12 protein-coding genes and 2 pseudogenes are annotated in these 16158 nt (G+C 67.4%); 8 read left to right on the top strand and 6 right to left on the bottom strand.

Translation table 11 applies throughout. From position 1 onward, the window contains the following. Window positions 1-12: 12 nt before the first annotated feature. The 5 genes and pseudogenes from J2X98_RS03960 to J2X98_RS03940 form a co-directional block, all read right to left on the bottom strand. Window positions 13-1251 (bottom strand): MFS transporter, encoded by a 1239-nt coding sequence (locus tag J2X98_RS03960; protein WP_307304462.1) that lies wholly within the window; start codon window positions 1249-1251, stop codon window positions 13-15. 38 nt (window positions 1252-1289) lie between these two features. Further along, entirely contained in the window at window positions 1290-2087 is a 798-nt protein-coding gene (gene narI, locus J2X98_RS03955) for a respiratory nitrate reductase subunit gamma (RefSeq protein WP_373460825.1), read from the bottom strand. 2 nt (window positions 2088-2089) lie between these two features. Beyond that, a pseudogene (narJ, locus tag J2X98_RS03950) lies at window positions 2090-2709 on the bottom strand (nitrate reductase molybdenum cofactor assembly chaperone). Window positions 2710-2735: 26 nt separating this feature from the next. Then, the gene (gene narH / locus J2X98_RS03945) at window positions 2736-4442 is read right to left on the bottom strand and encodes a nitrate reductase subunit beta (protein ID WP_307304457.1); all 1707 of its coding nucleotides are present in this window, start codon (window positions 4440-4442) and stop codon (window positions 2736-2738) included. Continuing rightward, window positions 4442-8153: pseudogene (locus J2X98_RS03940) on the bottom strand (nitrate reductase subunit alpha). The gene narH and the pseudogene J2X98_RS03940 overlap by 1 nt, the downstream one beginning before the upstream one ends. A gap of 104 nt (window positions 8154-8257) precedes the next feature. On the opposite strand from J2X98_RS03940, the gene J2X98_RS03935 reads away from it, so the two are divergent. Beyond that, window positions 8258-8908, top strand: a complete 651-nt coding sequence (locus tag J2X98_RS03935) for an NAD(P)H-binding protein (protein WP_307304453.1) — start codon at window positions 8258-8260, stop codon at window positions 8906-8908. Here J2X98_RS03935 and J2X98_RS03930 read toward each other — a convergent pair. Next, on the bottom strand, window positions 8905-10137 hold the full coding sequence (locus J2X98_RS03930; RefSeq protein ID WP_307304451.1) for an ROK family protein: 1233 nt from the start codon (window positions 10135-10137) through the stop codon (window positions 8905-8907). The genes J2X98_RS03935 and J2X98_RS03930 overlap by 4 nt on opposite strands. A gap of 96 nt (window positions 10138-10233) precedes the next feature. Between J2X98_RS03930 and J2X98_RS03925 the strand changes: the two genes are divergently transcribed. From J2X98_RS03925 to J2X98_RS03895, 7 genes are all read left to right on the top strand, one after another. After that, window positions 10234-11946: a glycoside hydrolase family 13 protein gene (locus tag J2X98_RS03925; protein ID WP_307304449.1), complete on the top strand. Its 1713-nt coding sequence runs from the start codon at window positions 10234-10236 to the stop codon at window positions 11944-11946. Window positions 11947-11977: 31 nt separating this feature from the next. Beyond that, window positions 11978-12919: an aldo/keto reductase gene (locus J2X98_RS03920; RefSeq protein ID WP_307304448.1), complete on the top strand. Its 942-nt coding sequence runs from the start codon at window positions 11978-11980 to the stop codon at window positions 12917-12919. A gap of 165 nt (window positions 12920-13084) precedes the next feature. Continuing rightward, window positions 13085-13948, top strand: a complete 864-nt coding sequence (locus J2X98_RS03915; RefSeq protein WP_141942759.1) for an HpcH/HpaI aldolase/citrate lyase family protein — start codon at window positions 13085-13087, stop codon at window positions 13946-13948. A gap of 27 nt (window positions 13949-13975) precedes the next feature. After that, window positions 13976-14917, top strand: a complete 942-nt coding sequence (locus J2X98_RS03910; protein ID WP_307304445.1) for a DUF2797 domain-containing protein — start codon at window positions 13976-13978, stop codon at window positions 14915-14917. Window positions 14918-14961: 44 nt separating this feature from the next. After that, window positions 14962-15186 carry a DUF3188 domain-containing protein gene (locus tag J2X98_RS03905; protein WP_141942754.1) on the top strand — a complete coding sequence of 75 codons (225 nt, stop codon included), beginning with the start codon at window positions 14962-14964 and terminating at the stop codon, window positions 15184-15186. Window positions 15187-15254: 68 nt separating this feature from the next. Beyond that, window positions 15255-15716 carry an FAS1-like dehydratase domain-containing protein gene (locus J2X98_RS03900; protein ID WP_307304442.1) on the top strand — a complete coding sequence of 154 codons (462 nt, stop codon included), beginning with the start codon at window positions 15255-15257 and terminating at the stop codon, window positions 15714-15716. 2 nt (window positions 15717-15718) lie between these two features. Further along, complete coding sequence (locus J2X98_RS03895) at window positions 15719-16156, top strand: MaoC family dehydratase (protein WP_307304441.1); 438 nt, start codon at window positions 15719-15721, stop codon at window positions 16154-16156. Window positions 16157-16158: the final 2 nt, after the last annotated feature.

Raw genomic sequence — 16158 nt, 5'->3', positions numbered from 1 at the left:
CTCCGAGCGGTATCACTGGGCCCGCTGGACCGCCGGCGCCCCGGCCCGGGGCTGTACTGCGAAGAGGGTGAACACCAGGGCCAGGAGGGCGGTGCCCACCAGCAGGAGCAGCCCGATGGAATAGCTGCGCGTGGCGGCGTCGTACGTGGCGCCCATGACCAGTGGGGGGAAGTAGCCGCCCAGGCCGCCGGCGGCGCTCACGATGCCGCTGATGCTGCCCATCTTTCCTGCCGGCGAGAGGACGCCCACCCACGCGAACACGCCGCCCGTTCCCAGTCCCATCGCCGCAGCCATGGCAACGAAAGTGGCACCTGCCGGGACCTCGCCGTCGGGCCGCAGGTTGACCAGCCAGCCCAGGAGGGCCACGGCTCCCAGGGCAAGCAGCACCACGGGCTTGGGGCCGAGCCTGTCGGCCAGCACCCCGCCCACGGGACGGGCGAGGACGGCGGCAAGGGCGAACCCCGCCGTCCGGGCACCGGCACCGGCGGGGTCGAAGCTGTAGACGTCGCGCAGGTAGGTGGGCAGGTAGGTGGCAAAGGACACGAAGCCGCCGAAGACCACGGCGTACAGGAAGCACATCTTCCAGGTGACGGCCGTCCTGGCGGCGTCCAGGAGCTTGGGCAGCACCGGCGCGTGGTTGGGGGCCCAGTCCGGGGCTTCCTTCATGAGGAACCAGACCAGTGCGGCCATGAGGGCCAGGACGCCGGCGATGAGCAGGTGGGTGGGGAAGTAGCCGATCCCCGTGACGAGCCGCGGGTTGAGGAACGCCGCCAGCGCCGTCCCGCCCATTCCTGCCCCGAAGACGCCGGTGGCGAAGCCGCGCCGGGCGGGGACATACCAGGCGCTGACGAACGGAATCCCGACGGCGAAAACGGTTCCTGCCACGCCGAGCACCAGTCCTGCCCCGAGTACCAGGGCGAAGGAACTGAGGAGGCCCCCCACGGACACCAGCAGAATGGGCGGGATGGCGGCCAGCAGCACAAACGTGAACATGGCCCTGCCCCCGTACTTGTCCGTGAGTGTCCCCACCACTATCCGTCCCAGCGATCCGACGAACACCGGCATGGCCACCAGGACCCCTGTGGTGGCAGGCTTCAGTTCGAGGTTCTGCGTGTAGAAGGCCCCCAGGGTTGCCACCGAGTTCCACGCCCAGAAACCTGCCACGGACGCCGCCGTCGCCAGCGCCAGGTTCAGTGCCCTGCCGCTGTTCAGCGCCCTCCCGGTGCCTGGTGTCGGGATTGTTCCGGCCACTGCCTGCTCCTCACCACGTATCGAAAACGCCCCGCCGGTCAGCGGTTGCGGGTGTCCCTGTCGGGCGTGCCGACGGCGGACCAGCCCCTGCCTTTGGTCTCCCTGTCCCGCGACCGGTAGACGATGTACGGGCGGAACAGGTAGTGCAGGGGCGCGGTAAACGCATGCACAAGGCGGGTGAACGGCCAGATGACGAAGAGTGCCATCCCCACCAGCGTGTGCAGGTGGAACGTGAACGGCGCGGCGGCCATGGCGGCGATGTCCGGCTGGAAGATGAACAATGACCGGAACCAGGGCGCCACGGTTTCGCGGTAGTTGTGGCCGTGTTCACCTTCGAAGACGCTGGCCAGCGTGGTCCACAGGCCGAACACGATGGCCGCGGTCAGCACCACATACATGGTCTTGTCGTTCTTCGTCGTGGCCATGAAGACGGGGCCGGTGGTCCGGCGCCGGTAGATGAGCAGGGCGATTCCCCCAAGCGTTGCGACACCCGCGATGCCGCCCACCAGGAGGGCATTGAAGTGGTAGAACTCCTGGCTCATGCCCACCGCCTGCGTCCAGGCCATCGGAATCACCAGGCCGAAGAAGTGTCCGGCGATGACAGCCAGCAACCCGAAGTGGAACAGCGGGGAGGCGATCCGCAGGAGCCTGGACTCGTACAGCTGGGAGGACCGGGTGGTCCAGCCGAACTGGTCGTACCGGTAGCGCCACACCAGGCCGCCCACCAGCACCACCGCCATGACGTACGGCAGGACGCCCCACAGGACAATGTCCCAGGCGTTAAGGACGACGGCGGGTGCGGGCTCCGTCTCCAGCGCCATCCAGGGTGCGGGCATGGTCAGCCCTTCCTGACCGGCAGCAGCCGCGGGTCGTAGGGGTCCAGGCCCACGTTTCGGTGGGTGGACCGAATCCGGCCATGCGCATCACTTCCTGCTCGTCCTGCGGCGACTTTCCGGGCAAGGTGGCGCACAAGGCCGACAGGACAGCGGCGTGCGGCAGGGTGTCCCGCAGCAGGCCGAGCCGCAGCATCTCCAGGCTGGCCCGGTACCGCTGCAGCAGTTCCCGCCCGGCCCCGCCGTCAACCCTGGCGGCGAATTCCAGCACCATGGGCAAGTAATCCGGAAGTTCCCCGTCCAGGTCCACCAGGACGCCGCTGCTCCGGTAGGCCGCCTTGAAGGAGCCCAGCACCTCGCCGCGGCGCCGGGTGTCCCCGTCCGTCCAGTAGCTCAGGTGCAGGGCGTGCCGCCTGCCGAGGTCGAACTCTCGGACGTACTGTGCCTGCAGTTCCAAGGGCGGGGTGGCTTCGAGGAGGTCCAGGACCGGGGAGAAGTCCGCCGGCGCTCCCGGAAACTCGGACAGCGCGGCCCTGATGAGGGGAACCCGCCCCACCAGTTCCTCGTCCGGGTAGGACAGGCACCAGGCTGCGGCCAGGTACACCACCCGCTCGCGGCGGTTCAGGGCCGGCCCGTTCAGGGATGGACGTTTCATGACTCGTCCTCGGCGGCCGCCAGGGTGTCCGGGGAAAGCCTGTCCGGGTAGGTCTTGTCCGGGAAGAGGCCGGGCGGAGCGCCGCGGCCGTCCCAGTTCAGCAGGTTCACCCGCCCTTTCAGGCTGGTTCCCGCCGCGATCGTATCGGTGCTCTGCCGGTCGCGCAGGGCGTTGAACGTGTCCACGGCCACCGGGACGGGCCGGCCGCTCGCTTCGCCGAACGGTGCGGAGTCCTGCATGCCTGGTCCGCCGTCGAAATCCAATGAACAGCCCAGCTCCTCAAGGTCGTGTGCCTGTTCCAGATGGGCCGTGGGAATGACGTAGCGCTCGCTGTACTTGGCGATGGCCATCAGCCGGTACATGTCGTACATGCTTTGCCCGTCCATCCCCACGGATTCCGGGATGGCCTCGTCCGGGTCCTCGCCCATGCTGATGCCGCGCATGAAGGACCGCATGGCCGCGAGCTTCCGCAGCACGGCGGCGACCCGTTCGGCGTCCCCGGCGGTGAAGAGTTCGGCCAGGTACTCTACCGGGATCCGGAGGGCATCGATGGCACCGAACAGGTTGCCGGCGTCCTCGCCGTCGTGGCCCTGGTCGCGCAGCAGGTCCACCACGGGTGACAGGGGCGGCACGTACCAGACCATGGGCATGGTGCGGTATTCCGGATGCAGCGGCAGGGCCACCCTGTAGACCTTGGCGAGCGCATAGACGGGGGACCGGCGGGCCGCATCGAGCCAGTCCTCCGGGATGCCCTGGGCCCGGGCTTCGGCCTGGACGCGGGGATCGTGCGGGTCCAGCAGCACGTCCATCTGCGCATCGTAAAGGTCCTGCGGGTCGGTGACGGACGCTGCCGCGGTGACGGCGTCGGCGTCGTACAAAAACAACCCAAGGTACCGCAGCCGCCCCACGCAGGTCTCCGAGCAGACGGTGGGCAGGCCAACCTCCACCCGGGGGTAGCAGAAGGTGCACTTCTCGGCCTTGCCGGTCTTGTGGTTGAAGTAGATCTTCTTGTACGGGCAGCCTGTGACGCACTGCCGCCAGCCGCGGCATCTGTCCTGGTCCACCAGTACGATCCCGTCCTCCACCCGCTTGTAGATCGCGCCGGACGGGCAGGACGCCATGCAGGACGGGTTCAGGCAGTGCTCGCAGATCCGGGGCAGGTAGAACATGAACGTCTGCTCGTAGGCAAACTTGATCTTGTCCTCGGACTCCCGCCGCACCTTCTCCACGATCGGATCCAGGTGCCCGTGGTCCTGCGAGCCGCCCAGGTCGTCGTCCCAATTGGCGGACCACGTGATCTTGGTGTCCTTCCCGGTGATCAGCGACTTGGGCCGCGCCACCGGGAAATCGTCGCCCAGCGGCGCGTCCACCAGGGTCTTGTAGTCGTAGGTCCAGGGTTCGTAGTAGTCCTTGAGCTCGGGCTGGACGGGGCTGGCGAAGATGCCGAACAGTTTTTTGACCCGGCCCCCGGCTTTGAGGACCAGCCTGCCGCGCCGGTTCAGCGTCCAGCCGCCGTACCAGCGCTCCTGGTCCTCGTACCGGCGCGGGTAGCCCTGCCCGGGCCGGGTCTCCACGTTGTTGAACCACACGTACTCGGTGCCTGCCCGGTTGGTCCAGGCCTGCTTGCAGGTCACGGAGCAGGTGTGGCAGCCGATGCACTTGTCCAGGTTCATCACCATGCCCATCTGGGCCATCACGCGCATCAGTACTGCACCTCCTGCGAGCGCCGGCGCACAGTGGCCACCATGTCGCGCTGGTTTCCGGTAGGACCGAGATAGTTGAAGGCGTAGGCAAGCTGGGCGTAGCCGCCTATCAGGTGCGAGGGTTTCACCAGCAGCCGGGTGACCGAGTTGTGGATGCCGCCCCGCCGCCCGGTGGCCTCGGATTTGGGCACGTCGATGGTGCGCTCCTGGGCGTGGTGGACGTACACCACACCGGCAGGCATGCGGTGGCTGACAATCGCGCGGGCCACCAGGACGCCGTTGACGTTGGTGCATTCAACCCAGTCGTTGTCCCGGACCTTGATGGCATCGGCGTCCGCCGGGCTCATCCAGACGGTCGGGCCGCCGCGGGACAAGGACAGCATCAGCAGGTTGTCCTGGTATTCGGAATGGATGGACCACTTGGAGTGCGGCGTCAGGTACCGGACCGTCACCTCCATGGCGCCATCGGACCCCAGCCGCGGCTCGCCGAACAGCCGGTGCATGTCCAGCGGGGGCCGGTAGATGGGCAGGGATTCGCCGATGTCGGTGATCCAGTCGTGGTCGAGGAAGAAATGCATCCTGCCGGTCAGGGTGTGGAAGGGCTTGAGCCGTTCGATGTTGATGGTGAACGGGGAGTACCGCCGTCCGCCGGTCTCGGATCCGGACCATTCCGGCGAGGTGATCACAGGGACCGTTCCCGCCTGGGTCTGGGCGAAGGTGATGAACTTTTCCTCCGAGCCTTCGGCCAGGTCAGCCAGCTTTTGGCCCGTGCGTATTTCCAGGTCCTTGAAGCCCTGGACGGACAATGCCCCGTTCGTGGTGCCGGAGAAGGCGAGGATCGCTTCGGCCATCTTCGCGTCCGTGTCCATGGCAGGCCGTCCGTCCGCCGCGCCGCCCAGCATCACGCCATTGGAGTGGCTGAGCCTGGCCACCGGCTGGGCCACGTTGTAGGTTACGTTCTTGACGGTGAAACCCAGCTTGTCAGCCAGGGGTCCCACAGCCGCCAGTTTGTCCGCGATGGCCGTGTAGTCGCGTTCCACCACGGCAAAGACGGGCATGTTCTGACCGAGTACCGCCCCGATGCCGGCGTCCCGCCAGTCGCGGACCCGCCCGCCGGGCTGGGCCAGCTGACCCGGGGTGTCGTGCATCAAAGGCACGCTGACCAGGTCCTTCCGGACGCCGAGGTGTGTCCGGGCCTGGCGGGAGAATTCCCGTGCCAGAAGGTGGAAAGTGTCAAAGTCCGTCTTGGTTTCCCACGGCGGGTCGATGGCGGGGCTGAAGGCGTGCACGAACGGATGCATGTCCGTGGAGGAGAGGTCGTTCTTCTCGTACCAGGTGGCGGCAGGGAACACGACGTCGGACAGCAGCGTGGTGGACGTCATCCGGAAGTCCGCGGACACCAGGAGGTCCAGCTTTCCCTCGGGCGCCTTGTCGTGCCAGGCAACGTCCCGGGGTTTGAGTTCCCCGGCGCTGTCCGCTCCCAGGACGTTGTTGTGGGTCCCCAGCAGGTTGCGGAGAAAGTACTCGTTCCCCTTGGCGGAGGAGCCGAACAGGTTGGACCGCCACAGCACCAGGGTCCGCGGCCAGTTGGCAGGAGCGTCCACGTCCTCAATGGCGGGGTTCAGCGAGCGGTTCTTCAAGGCTTCGGCAATGTAGGACGGCGCATCGGCCGCGGTGCCGGCAGCGACCGCGGCGTCCGCCTCGTCAGCCACATCGAGGGGATTGCGGTCGAACTGGGGATAGAACGGCATCCAGCCCAGCCGCGCGGACTGGGCGATGGCGTCCGCGGTGTGCATTCCGTCCAGCTTGCCGGTGGACAGCGGGGACTTGAGGGCGTCCGCCGAATACCCGTCCTGCCGCCACTGGTCCGTGTGCATGTACCAGTAGCTGGTGCCGGTCATGGTCCTTGGCGGCCGCGACCAGTCCAGGGCGTTGGCCAGGGACACCCAGCCCGTCACGGGACGCGTCTTTTCCTGGCCCACATAATGCGCCCACCCGCCGCCGTTGCGGCCCGTGCAGCCGGTGAGCATCACCAGCGCGAGCACCGCCCTGTAGGTGGTATCGCCGTGGAACCACTGGCAGATGCCGGCGCCCATGATGATCATGGAGCGGCCCCTGGACTGCTCGGCGTTGCGGGCAAACTCGCGCGCCACGCGGATGCAGGCCTGTGCCGGAACGCTGGTGATTTCCTCCTGCCAGGCGGGCGTGTACGGGGTGGCAGCGTCTTCGTAGCCGGCCGCCCACTCGCCGGGCAGGCCTTCCCGGCCCACCCCGTACTGGGCCAGCATCAGGTCGAACACGCTGGTCACCAAATGGCCACCTATCTCCATGACGGGGACACCGCGGCGCAGGATGCTGCCTTCGCCGCCTGAGTCCTCGAAGCAGGGGAGCAGGATTTCGGCGCTTTCCCCGGACACCTCCCGGAGGGACAACGCAGGTTCGATTCCCTCAAGGTCCAGGTTCCACTTGCCTTCTCCGCTGCCCGAGTACCGGAAGCCCATGGACCCGTTGGGCACCGCCGGCCGCCCGGCTGCCTTGTCGTACAGGACGGTGCGGAACGCTGCGTCCTCGGCCGCGGCCTCGCCGGGGAGGTCAAGGGCGGTGAGGAATTTCGACGGCGTGAGGGCGCCGTCGCCGTTCTTCTCCAGCCTGACCAGGAAGGGAAGGTCGGTGTACCGCTTCACGTAGTCGGTGAAGAACGGCACCTGCCGGTCCACGAAGAATTCCTTGAGCATCACGTGGCCCATGGCCATGGCCAGCGCGGCGTCCGTTCCCGCCTGGGCGGGCAGCCACTCGTCCGCGAACTTGGTGTTGTCCGCATAGTCCGGGCTCACCGTGACCACCTTGGTGCCGCGGTACCGGACTTCGGTCATCCAGTGGGCGTCCGGCGTCCGTGTCACCGGAACGTTGGATCCCCACATCATGAGGTAGCGGGCATCCCACCAGTCCCCGGATTCCGGGACGTCGGTCTGGTCGCCGAACACCTGCGGGCTGGCCACGGGAAGGTCCGCGTACCAGTCGTAGAACGAGGTCATCACGCCGCCAATGAGCTGGATGAACCGGGTTCCCACCGCGTGCGAGACCATGGACATCGCCGGGATGGGGGAGAAGCCCGCACAGCGGTCCGGCCCGTAGGTCTTGATGGTATTGACGTGGGCTGCGGCAGCGATCTCCACGGCCTCCTGCCAGGACACCCGCACCAGGCCGCCCTTGCCGCGGGCCTGCTGGTAGCGGCGCCGCCGTTCGGGGTCAGCGGCAATCTCGGCAAAGGCCAGCACGGGATCCTTGAGCCGGGCCTTGGCCTCCCGGTACATCTCCACCAGCACGCCCCGGGCATAGGGGAACCGGACCCTGGTGGGGGAGGTAGGTGTACCAGGAAAACGCCGCCCCACGCGGGCAGCCCCTGGGTTCGTACTCCGGGCTGTCGGCACCCACGGAGGGGTAGTCCGTCTGCTGGGATTCCCAGGTGATGATGCCGTCCTTGACGTACACCTTCCAGGAACACGAACCGGTGCAGTTCACCCCATGGGTGGAACGGACCACCTTGTCGTGGCTCCAACGGTCCCGGTAGAAGATGTCACCTTTGCGGCCACCCTCGCGGAACACCGCCCTGCCGTCCTCTGTCTGTTCCCACCTGGTAAAGAAACGTCCCAGTTTCAACAGTGCGTCTGATGCGGGTCCATCCAACCCCGCCTGGGGTCCGGCAGCCATTCACCCAAGCTAGACGTGTGCGGGAAAGCCGGTATAGGGCACAAAGGCCCTGTTCAGGCGGGTGGGGCTGCCCGAAGAGCTGCCCGGGCAGGCACAATGGGGGCATGACACGCATCGCCATCATCGGCGGCCACGGCAAAGTGGCCCTCCTCCTGTCCGCACTCCTCGCCGGCGAGGGCCACTCGGTAACCTCGTTCATCCGCAACCCGGGCCACGCGGATGACGTCGCAGCCACCGGCGCCGCGCCGTCGGTCCTGGACGTGGAAAATTCCTCGACGGCGGCCATCGCCCAGGCGCTCGCCGGCCACGACGCCGTGGTTTGGTCTGCCGGCGCGGGCGGCGGGAACCCCGGGCGCACATATGCGGTTGACCGTGACGCCGCCATCCGCTCCATGGACGCTGCGGTCCAGGCCGGTGTCAACCGGTACATCATGGTGTCCTACTTCGGCGCCGGCAAGGACCACGGGGTACCGGAAGACAGCAGCTTCTTCGCCTACGCCGAAGCCAAAGCGGCCGCGGACGAATACCTGCGCGGCACCGGGCTGGCGTGGACCATCCTGGGCCCCGGCGCCCTCACGGACAATCCAGGAACGGGGCGGATCGACGTGGACCCCTCTCCGGACGGGGAACGGGAAACGTCCCGGGCCAACACGGCAATCGTCGCAGCGGCGGTGCTGGACCTGCCCCAGACCGCGGGCCGGACCATCGAATTCCGCGACGGCACCCTGCCGGTGGCCGCTGCCCTGGGCAACTAGGGCCAGCCAGGGTCCGGCGCCCGGCTGCCGGAAGGCGCAGCCAGTTCCAGGTCCAGGGAATTCCTCTCCACGTAATCCAGGGCGCAGCGTACGGCACCGACCGTCACGATGGAGTCACCCAGCGGGGACACTGCCACGCGTGCAGGCGTGGCAGTGAACTTCTTCAGGCGCTCGCTGATGTTCGCCAGGAGCACGTCGGCGGAACCGGCCACGCCGCCTCCTATGACCACCAGTTCCGGGTTGAGCATGGTGGCCACCGTGCCCACCACCCGGGCCATCCTCTCCGCCAGCCGGTCCAGGATGTCCAGTGCCACGGCATCCCCGTGGGCTGCTGCGGCGAAGACCTGTTCGGCCTCCACCCGCCCTGGCCGGCAGTCACGGAGTGCCGTGGGGGCGGAGCCTGCCAGGGCTTCGGCCGCCCACGTCCGGGCCAGGTAGGCGATGCCGTAGGTGTCACCCACGCCCTCCACCATGTTCAGGTACGCAAGCTCGCCGGCGCTCCCGCGCGTTCCATGGACCAGCCTGCCGCCTTCCACGATGCCGGAACCCAGGCGCTCACTGGCCAGGATCACCACCACGTCGTCGACGCCGGCTGCGGCCCCCTGCCACCGGTCACCGAGGGCGGCAAGGTTGGCGTCGTTTTCCAGCAGCACCGTCCACCCGTGGGTCGCCATGAGGGCCGGCCGCAGGCCAAGGTCAAACAGTCCCCAGAACTTCTGCGTGGCCACCACCTCCCCGTGCCGGTCCACGGGCGCGGCCACACCGGCACAGACGGCCAGCACCTGGCCAGGTTCGGCATCCGCGGAGCCAAGGGCCGCCATGGCCACCGCGTCAATGAACGCGATGCGTTCGGCCGATGCGACCTCTCCCGCCTGGAAGGGGCGGCTGGAGCGCCCCAGGGTCCTGCCCCGGAGATCGGACACCACTACAGTGACCTTCGAGTACCCAATGTCAACGCCAAGGACTACGCCGGCCCGCTCGTTGAGCTCAAACCGCCGGGCGGGGCGGCCCTTCCGGTAGCCGCCGAACTCGCGCTGGTTCTCCAGTTCCAGGAGCCACCCCCGGCGGACCAGGTCCTCGCAGACGGCGATGGTGGTGGCCCGCGTCAGGCCCGTTGCAGCCATGACGTCCGTGACCGTCACCGCCGCCGAAGCGCGCATGAACTCCAGGACTGCGCCGGCGCTGACCCTGCGCAGCAGTTGAGGAGTCGCCGGAACCGGTTCGGGCATGCTGTTGACCTTCCTGGACGAATCACCAGATAATACTTGGGGAAGTAAATTTAGACTCAATATAAATATAACCACACTGAAGAAAAGGGTCAGTCCTTGTCCACCACCGCCACGCTGGCAACCCTGTCCGATTCCGACCGCCTGGCCGACCCCAACTGGTGGCGCCAGGCCTCCGTCTACCAGATCTATCCCCGCAGTTTCGCGGACTCCAACGGCGACGGCATCGGCGACCTTAAGGGCATCACCGCCAAGGTCCCCTACCTGAAGACGCTGGGCATAGACGCCGTGTGGCTCAGCCCGTTCTACCCTTCCGCGCTTGCCGACGGCGGCTACGACGTGGACGACTACCGCGACGTGGACCCCAAGCTGGGCACGCTGGCGGACTTCGACGAGATGGCCAAGGCCCTGCACGACGCCGGCATCAAGCTCATTGCCGACATTGTCCCCAACCACTCCTCAAACCGGCACAAGTGGTTCCAGGAGGCCCTGGCTTCCCCCAAGGGCTCGCCTGAGCGCGACCGCTACATCTTCCGCGACGGCAAGGGTCCCAACGGCGAGTTCCCGCCGTCGGATTGGGACTCCGTATTCGGCGGCCCGGCGTGGGAGCGCATCACCGAGCCGGATGGCACCCCGGGTCAGTGGTACATGCACATCTTCGCCAAGGAGCAGCCGGACCTGAACTGGTCCAACCGCGAAATCCGCGAGGACTTCCTGAAGACCCTGCGCTTCTGGTCTGACCGCGGCGTGGATGGCTTCCGCGTTGACGTGGCCCACGCCCTCACCAAGGACCTCACCGAGCCGCTGCTGTCCAAGCTGGAACTTAGTGCCGCCAACACCGGCGTGGACGGATTCGACGACGGCTCGCACCCGTTCTGGGACCGGGACGAAGTCCACGAGATCTACGCCGAATGGCGTGAGGTGTTCAACGAGTACAACCCGCCGCGCACCGCGGTGGCGGAGGCTTGGGTCCACGCCACCCGGCGTGCCCGCTACGCCAGCCCGCAGGGCCTGGGCCAGGCGTTCAACTTTGACCTGCTGCAGGCCGATTTCGACGCCGCCGAGTACAAGGAGATCATCACCCGCAACCTTGCCGAGGCCGCTGCCACCGGTGCCTCCTCCACGTGGGTGTTCTCAAACCACGACGTCGTCCGGCACGCCACCCGCTACGGCCTGCCGCAGGTTGCCAAGGCAAAGGCCGGTGCCAAGGGCCAGGACGGCAAGGACTGGCTGCTCGCCGGTGGCCCCAAGGACCAGTTGGACGTTGAGCTCGGCGAACGCCGCGCCCGTGCCGCAACGCTGCTGATGCTCGCCGTCCCTGGATCCGCCTACCTGTACCAAGGCGAGGAACTGGGCCTGCAGGAAGTGGCCGACATTCCAGAATCCGAGCGCCAGGACCCGTCCTACTTCCGCAACAAGGGCGTGGAGATCGGCCGTGACGGCTGCCGCGTGCCGCTGCCGTGGAAGGTTGAAGGCACTTCCTTCGGCTTCGGCGACGGCGGATCCCACCTGCCGCAGCCAGACTGGTTCAGCAAGTACGCCGTCGAGGCGCAGGACGGAACCGAAGGTTCCACCCTGGAGCTGTACCGCAAGGCACTGAAGCTGCGCCGCGAACTGCTCACCGGTGAAGAGCTGGAGTGGGTCGGGAACGACAACCCGGATGTCCTGCACTTCAAGCGCCCCAACGGCTGGCAGTCCGTGACCAACTTCGGGAACGCCGCCGTCGATCTCCCTGCCGGGGAAGTCCTTGTCAGCAGCGCGCCGCTGGAAGACGGCAAGCTGCCGGCCAACACCACCGCATGGCTGCGCTGATGGCGGGGGCACAGCCGGGCGGGGCGTCCTGATGCAGGAAGTTATTTACGGCTGCATGGGCCTGGGCGGCAGCTGGTCCGATGAGCCGCATAATGCTGCCCATGTGGACCAGGCCGCCGCCGCCGTGCAGGCCGCGCTGGATGCCGGCATCACCTTGTTCGACCACGCGGACATCTACCGCAGCGGCAAGGCCGAGGCGGTGTTCGGCGAGGTGCTGGCTGCCACTCCGGGCCTGCGTGAGCGGATCCGGCTGCAGACCAAGTGCGGCATCCGGCTGAACGAGCGCGGCCTGAAGACCCACTATGACCTCAGCCGGGAGGCCATCCTGGAGCGGGTCGACGGCAGCCTCAAACGGCTGCAAACGGACTACGTGGACATCCTCCTGCTGCACCGCCCGGACCCCCTGGCGGATCCGGCGGAGGTGGCTTCCGCCGTCGGGCAGCTCATGGCTGAAGGCAAGGTACGCCAACTGGGCGTCTCCAACATGTCCGCCGCGCAGATCGAAGCGCTGCAGGACCGGCTGGAGACGCCGGTGGTGGCCAACCAGCTGGAGATGAGCCTGCTCAAGCGTGCGTGGCTGGAAAGCCAGGTCCTGGTCAACCACGCGGAACACCTGGACTACAGCTTCCCCCATGGCACGCTGGAGTACTGCACCCGCAACGGCATCACCCTGCAGGCCTACGGATCACTGGCCAAGGGCATCTACACCGGTGCCGAGCCGGAGAGTCCCACGTCCGCGGAAGCGGCCACCGCGGAACTGGTGGCCGATCTTGCGGGGGAGTACGGCACCTCCGGCGAGGCCATCCTGTTGGGGTGGCTGATGAAGCATCCGGCGGGGATCGCGCCGGTCATCGGCACGGCCAATCCGGACCGGATCGGTGCGTGCCGCGACGCTGAACGGGTGGCCCGGGCCATGACCCGTGCCCACTGGTACGAACTCTGGGTCACGGCGCGCGGAAGCAACATCCCGTAAGCGCCAACTGGCTGGCAGTAGTTGCCGTTTTGAAGCTCCAAAACGGCAACTACTGCCAGCTGCTTTCCCCGCCAAGCCGGTCACAACCCGTTTAGTTCGTATTGATCCTCACAAGCGGGCCGTTTTCTTCGCCGTGCCACTGGCGGGGCGGATACTGTAGAAGGCATGACGTCTACCATCGCCGCCGAAACCGTTAGGCCGGAACGGAATATCCCCGCCGAGATCGCCCGTTCCTGGCTGCTGGTCAATGCCATGAAGCCCGAGCTCTTTGACCAGTCGGCCGTGTCCCGCGCCGACTCGATCATCCTGGATATCGAAGACGCAGTGGACCCCTCGCAGAAGGACCAGGCCCGCAACAACGTCATCGACTGGCTGACCGCCGGCGGCAAGGCCTGGGTCCGGATCAACGACGCCACCAGCCCGTTCTGGGCGGACGACCTCGCCGGCCTGCGCGGCACGCCCGGGCTGTTGGGCGTCATGCTGGCCAAGACCGAGTCGGCTGACCAGGTGACCGAGAGCTACCACCGCATGGACGGCAAGACGCCCGTCATTCCGCTGGTGGAATCCGCCCTCGGCATCGAGGAAGCGAACCACATCGCCAAAGCCCAGGGCGCGTTCCGCCTGGCGTTCGGCTCGGGCGACTTCCGCCGCGACACCGGCATGGCAGCCACCCCGGAGGCCATGGCCTACCCCCGCGCCAAGCTCGTGGTCGCCAGCCGCGTCGGCAACCTGCCCGGCCCCATCGACGGCCCCACGGTGGGCACCAACCACCCCATCCTGCGCGAACAGACCGGCATTACGGTGATGATGGGCATGACCGGCAAGCTCTGCCTGGCCATCGACCAGACCCCGGTCATCAACGAGGTCATCAGCCCCACGCCGTCGGACGTCGCCTGGGCCACCGACTTCATGAACGATTTCGAAGCCAACGGCCGCGTCATCCGTGACGGCTCAGACCTGCCCCGCCTGGGCCGCGCCGAGAAGATCATGAAGCTCGCGGTAGCCTTTGGGGTGCAGCCCGCGCTGTAGCGCCAAACCGCCACTTCAGGAGCCCCCGTGACCGATACCCGCTATCTGGTCCACGGGGTCTTTTGGCATGCAGCGGACCCTTCCAAAGAAACGGACGACGGCGGCAGCCCGGTCTTGCGGCTGCAGTCGCCTGAGGGGGAATTCCGCCAGGTGGGCCTCAGCCCGGGCCAGCGCCTTGGCTTCGAAGTGGTGCAGCCCGGCAGGTGGTGCCTGGGCCATGTCACGGTCCAGTCAGCCGGCTCGCGCAGCCACGTGCTCTGCAGCTCCGCTGCTACCGCTGTACGGGGAAAGCAGTGTGAGCGGTGCTTTGTGCTTGACGAGTCCCGGCTGATGCACGATTTCCACCGTGGGGGCCGGGTCACGCCAGGCCTGCGGGACTACCTGATGCAGGAGCACTGGCTCTACGTGGCCACCTTCGCCGGTGGCGCCACCAAGGTGGGTACGGCGTCCGGCCCCCGCAAGTGGACCCGGCTCGCGGAACAGGGGGCGGCTGTGGCGAGGTATGTTGCCAGGGTCCGGGATGGCCGGGTGGTGCGGATCCTCGAGGACCTGGTGACGGCCGACGTCGGCCTGACCCAGCAGGTGCGCTCGGCCGCCAAAGCGGAAGCGCTCCTGCAGCCGCTCACGGAGAAGGAGATGGATGCCGTCAACGCCCGTGCCGCCACCGACGTTCTCTCCCTGCTGGCCCGCACCGCCGTCGACGGTTTCGAGACCGTGGAGGAGCAATGGACGCGGCCCGCGCATGCGGAGGCACTGTACGGCAGCAGGCCACGCCACGCCTACCCGCATGCCCTGGATGGCGGCCGGCATGGGTTTGGCATCGCTGCGGTGAGCGGGGCAAACGTACTGGCACGGCTGGACGGCACGGACGCCGAGTTCGTGGTGAACCTGTCACAACTGGTTGCCCGGACCGTCGTGCTGGGCAGCTTCTCCTCCGAGGTGCCCGCCGTGCAGGAAGCGCTGTTCTGACCGCTGCCCCGGGGCGCCCGGCAAGGGCCAGGTAGACTTGGACGGTGCTGAACGAATTCTGGGCCACCGCGCCAACCCGTTACAAAGTCCTTGTGTTCAGCGCCATGGGACTGATTGCCGTCGGCATCATCCTCAACCTCATAGGCAACACCGGTGGCAACCAGGGCCTGGCCATGGCCTCCCTGCCGCTGATCGGGCTGGGCCTGGTCCTGCACGTCGTGGGCATCGTGGTCCGCGGCCAGGCCATCCGCAGGCACCTTCGCCGGTAGCCACCGCCATAAGGGGTGCGGCGGGGCTATTTTCTGCCCGCCAACATGCGGGCGATAGGCTGGAATCCATGACTATCAATCCGGATCTGCAGGGCCGAAGCTACCCTGCCGTAGAGGTGTACGACGTTGGCCGCGAAAAAATCCGCGAGTTTGCCCGCGCCGTGAAGGCCACCCACCCTGCACACTTTGATGTGGAGGCGGCCAAGGCCCTGGGCCACACCGACCTGGTGGCGCCGCCCACCTTTGCCATCATCATCGCCCAGCGGGCCGACGCCCAGCTCATCGAGGATCCCGACGCCGGGATCGACTTCTCCCGCGTGGTCCACGCAGACCAGCGCTTCACCCACCACCGGCCCATCATCGCCGGCGACCGTCTCGTTGCCGAGCTCCATGTGGACGGCGTCCGGGCCATGGGCGGAGGTGCCATGATCACCACCCGGTCGGAGATCTTCGCGCTCGGGTCCGGCGACTCACGCGAGCCCGTCACCACCACCACGTCATCCATCCTGGTCCGCGGAGAGGGACAGTAACCATGAGCCCCAGCTTCAACGAACTCAGCGCCGGCCAGGAAATCGGCATCCGCACCATCGAAGTCACGCGCACCGACCTGGTCAAGTACGCCGGTGCCTCCGGTGACTTCAACCCCATCCACTGGAACGAGGCCTTCGCCACCAGCGTGGAACTGCCCGGCGTGATCGCGCACGGTATGTTCACCATGGGCTCCGCCGTGCAGCTGGTGACGGACTGGGCAGGCGACCCCGCCGCCGTCGTCGATTTCCAGACCCGCTTCACCAAGCCCGTCCTGGTCACCGACACCACGGGCACCGGCCAGCCCGGCGCCACCATCGAGGTCAGCGGCACCATCGGAAAGCTCGACGCCGACGCCGGCACCGCCCGCGTCGACCTCACCGTGATCTCCGCCGGGCAAAAAGTCCTGATGAAGGCCCAGGCCCTCGTCAAGCTGTCCTGAGC

Origin of the sequence: Pseudarthrobacter enclensis, from assembly GCF_030811655.1 — a bacterium.
GTDB lineage: Bacteria > Actinomycetota > Actinomycetes > Actinomycetales > Micrococcaceae > Arthrobacter > Arthrobacter enclensis_A.
The sequence above is the reverse complement of the archived record's forward strand: the minus strand, read 5'-3'. Positions and strand labels throughout refer to the sequence as shown.

Bases quoted from the DNA above. Each gene is read 5' to 3' on its own strand.
- narI (WP_373460825.1), bottom strand. From the start codon at position 2,087: ATGCCCGCACCCTGGATGGCGCTGGAGACGGAGCCCGCACCCGCCGTC.
- narH (WP_307304457.1), bottom strand. From the start codon at position 4,442: ATGCGCGTGATGGCCCAGATGGGCATGGTGATGAACCTGGACAAGTGC.
- J2X98_RS03935 (WP_307304453.1), top strand. From the start codon at position 8,258: ATGACACGCATCGCCATCATCGGCGGCCACGGCAAAGTGGCCCTCCTC.
- J2X98_RS03930 (WP_307304451.1), bottom strand. From the start codon at position 10,137: ATGCCCGAACCGGTTCCGGCGACTCCTCAACTGCTGCGCAGGGTCAGC.
- J2X98_RS03920 (WP_307304448.1), top strand. From the start codon at position 11,978: ATGCAGGAAGTTATTTACGGCTGCATGGGCCTGGGCGGCAGCTGGTCC.
- J2X98_RS03915 (WP_141942759.1), top strand. From the start codon at position 13,085: ATGACGTCTACCATCGCCGCCGAAACCGTTAGGCCGGAACGGAATATC.
- J2X98_RS03900 (WP_307304442.1), top strand. From the start codon at position 15,255: ATGACTATCAATCCGGATCTGCAGGGCCGAAGCTACCCTGCCGTAGAG.
- J2X98_RS03895 (WP_307304441.1), top strand. From the start codon at position 15,719: ATGAGCCCCAGCTTCAACGAACTCAGCGCCGGCCAGGAAATCGGCATC.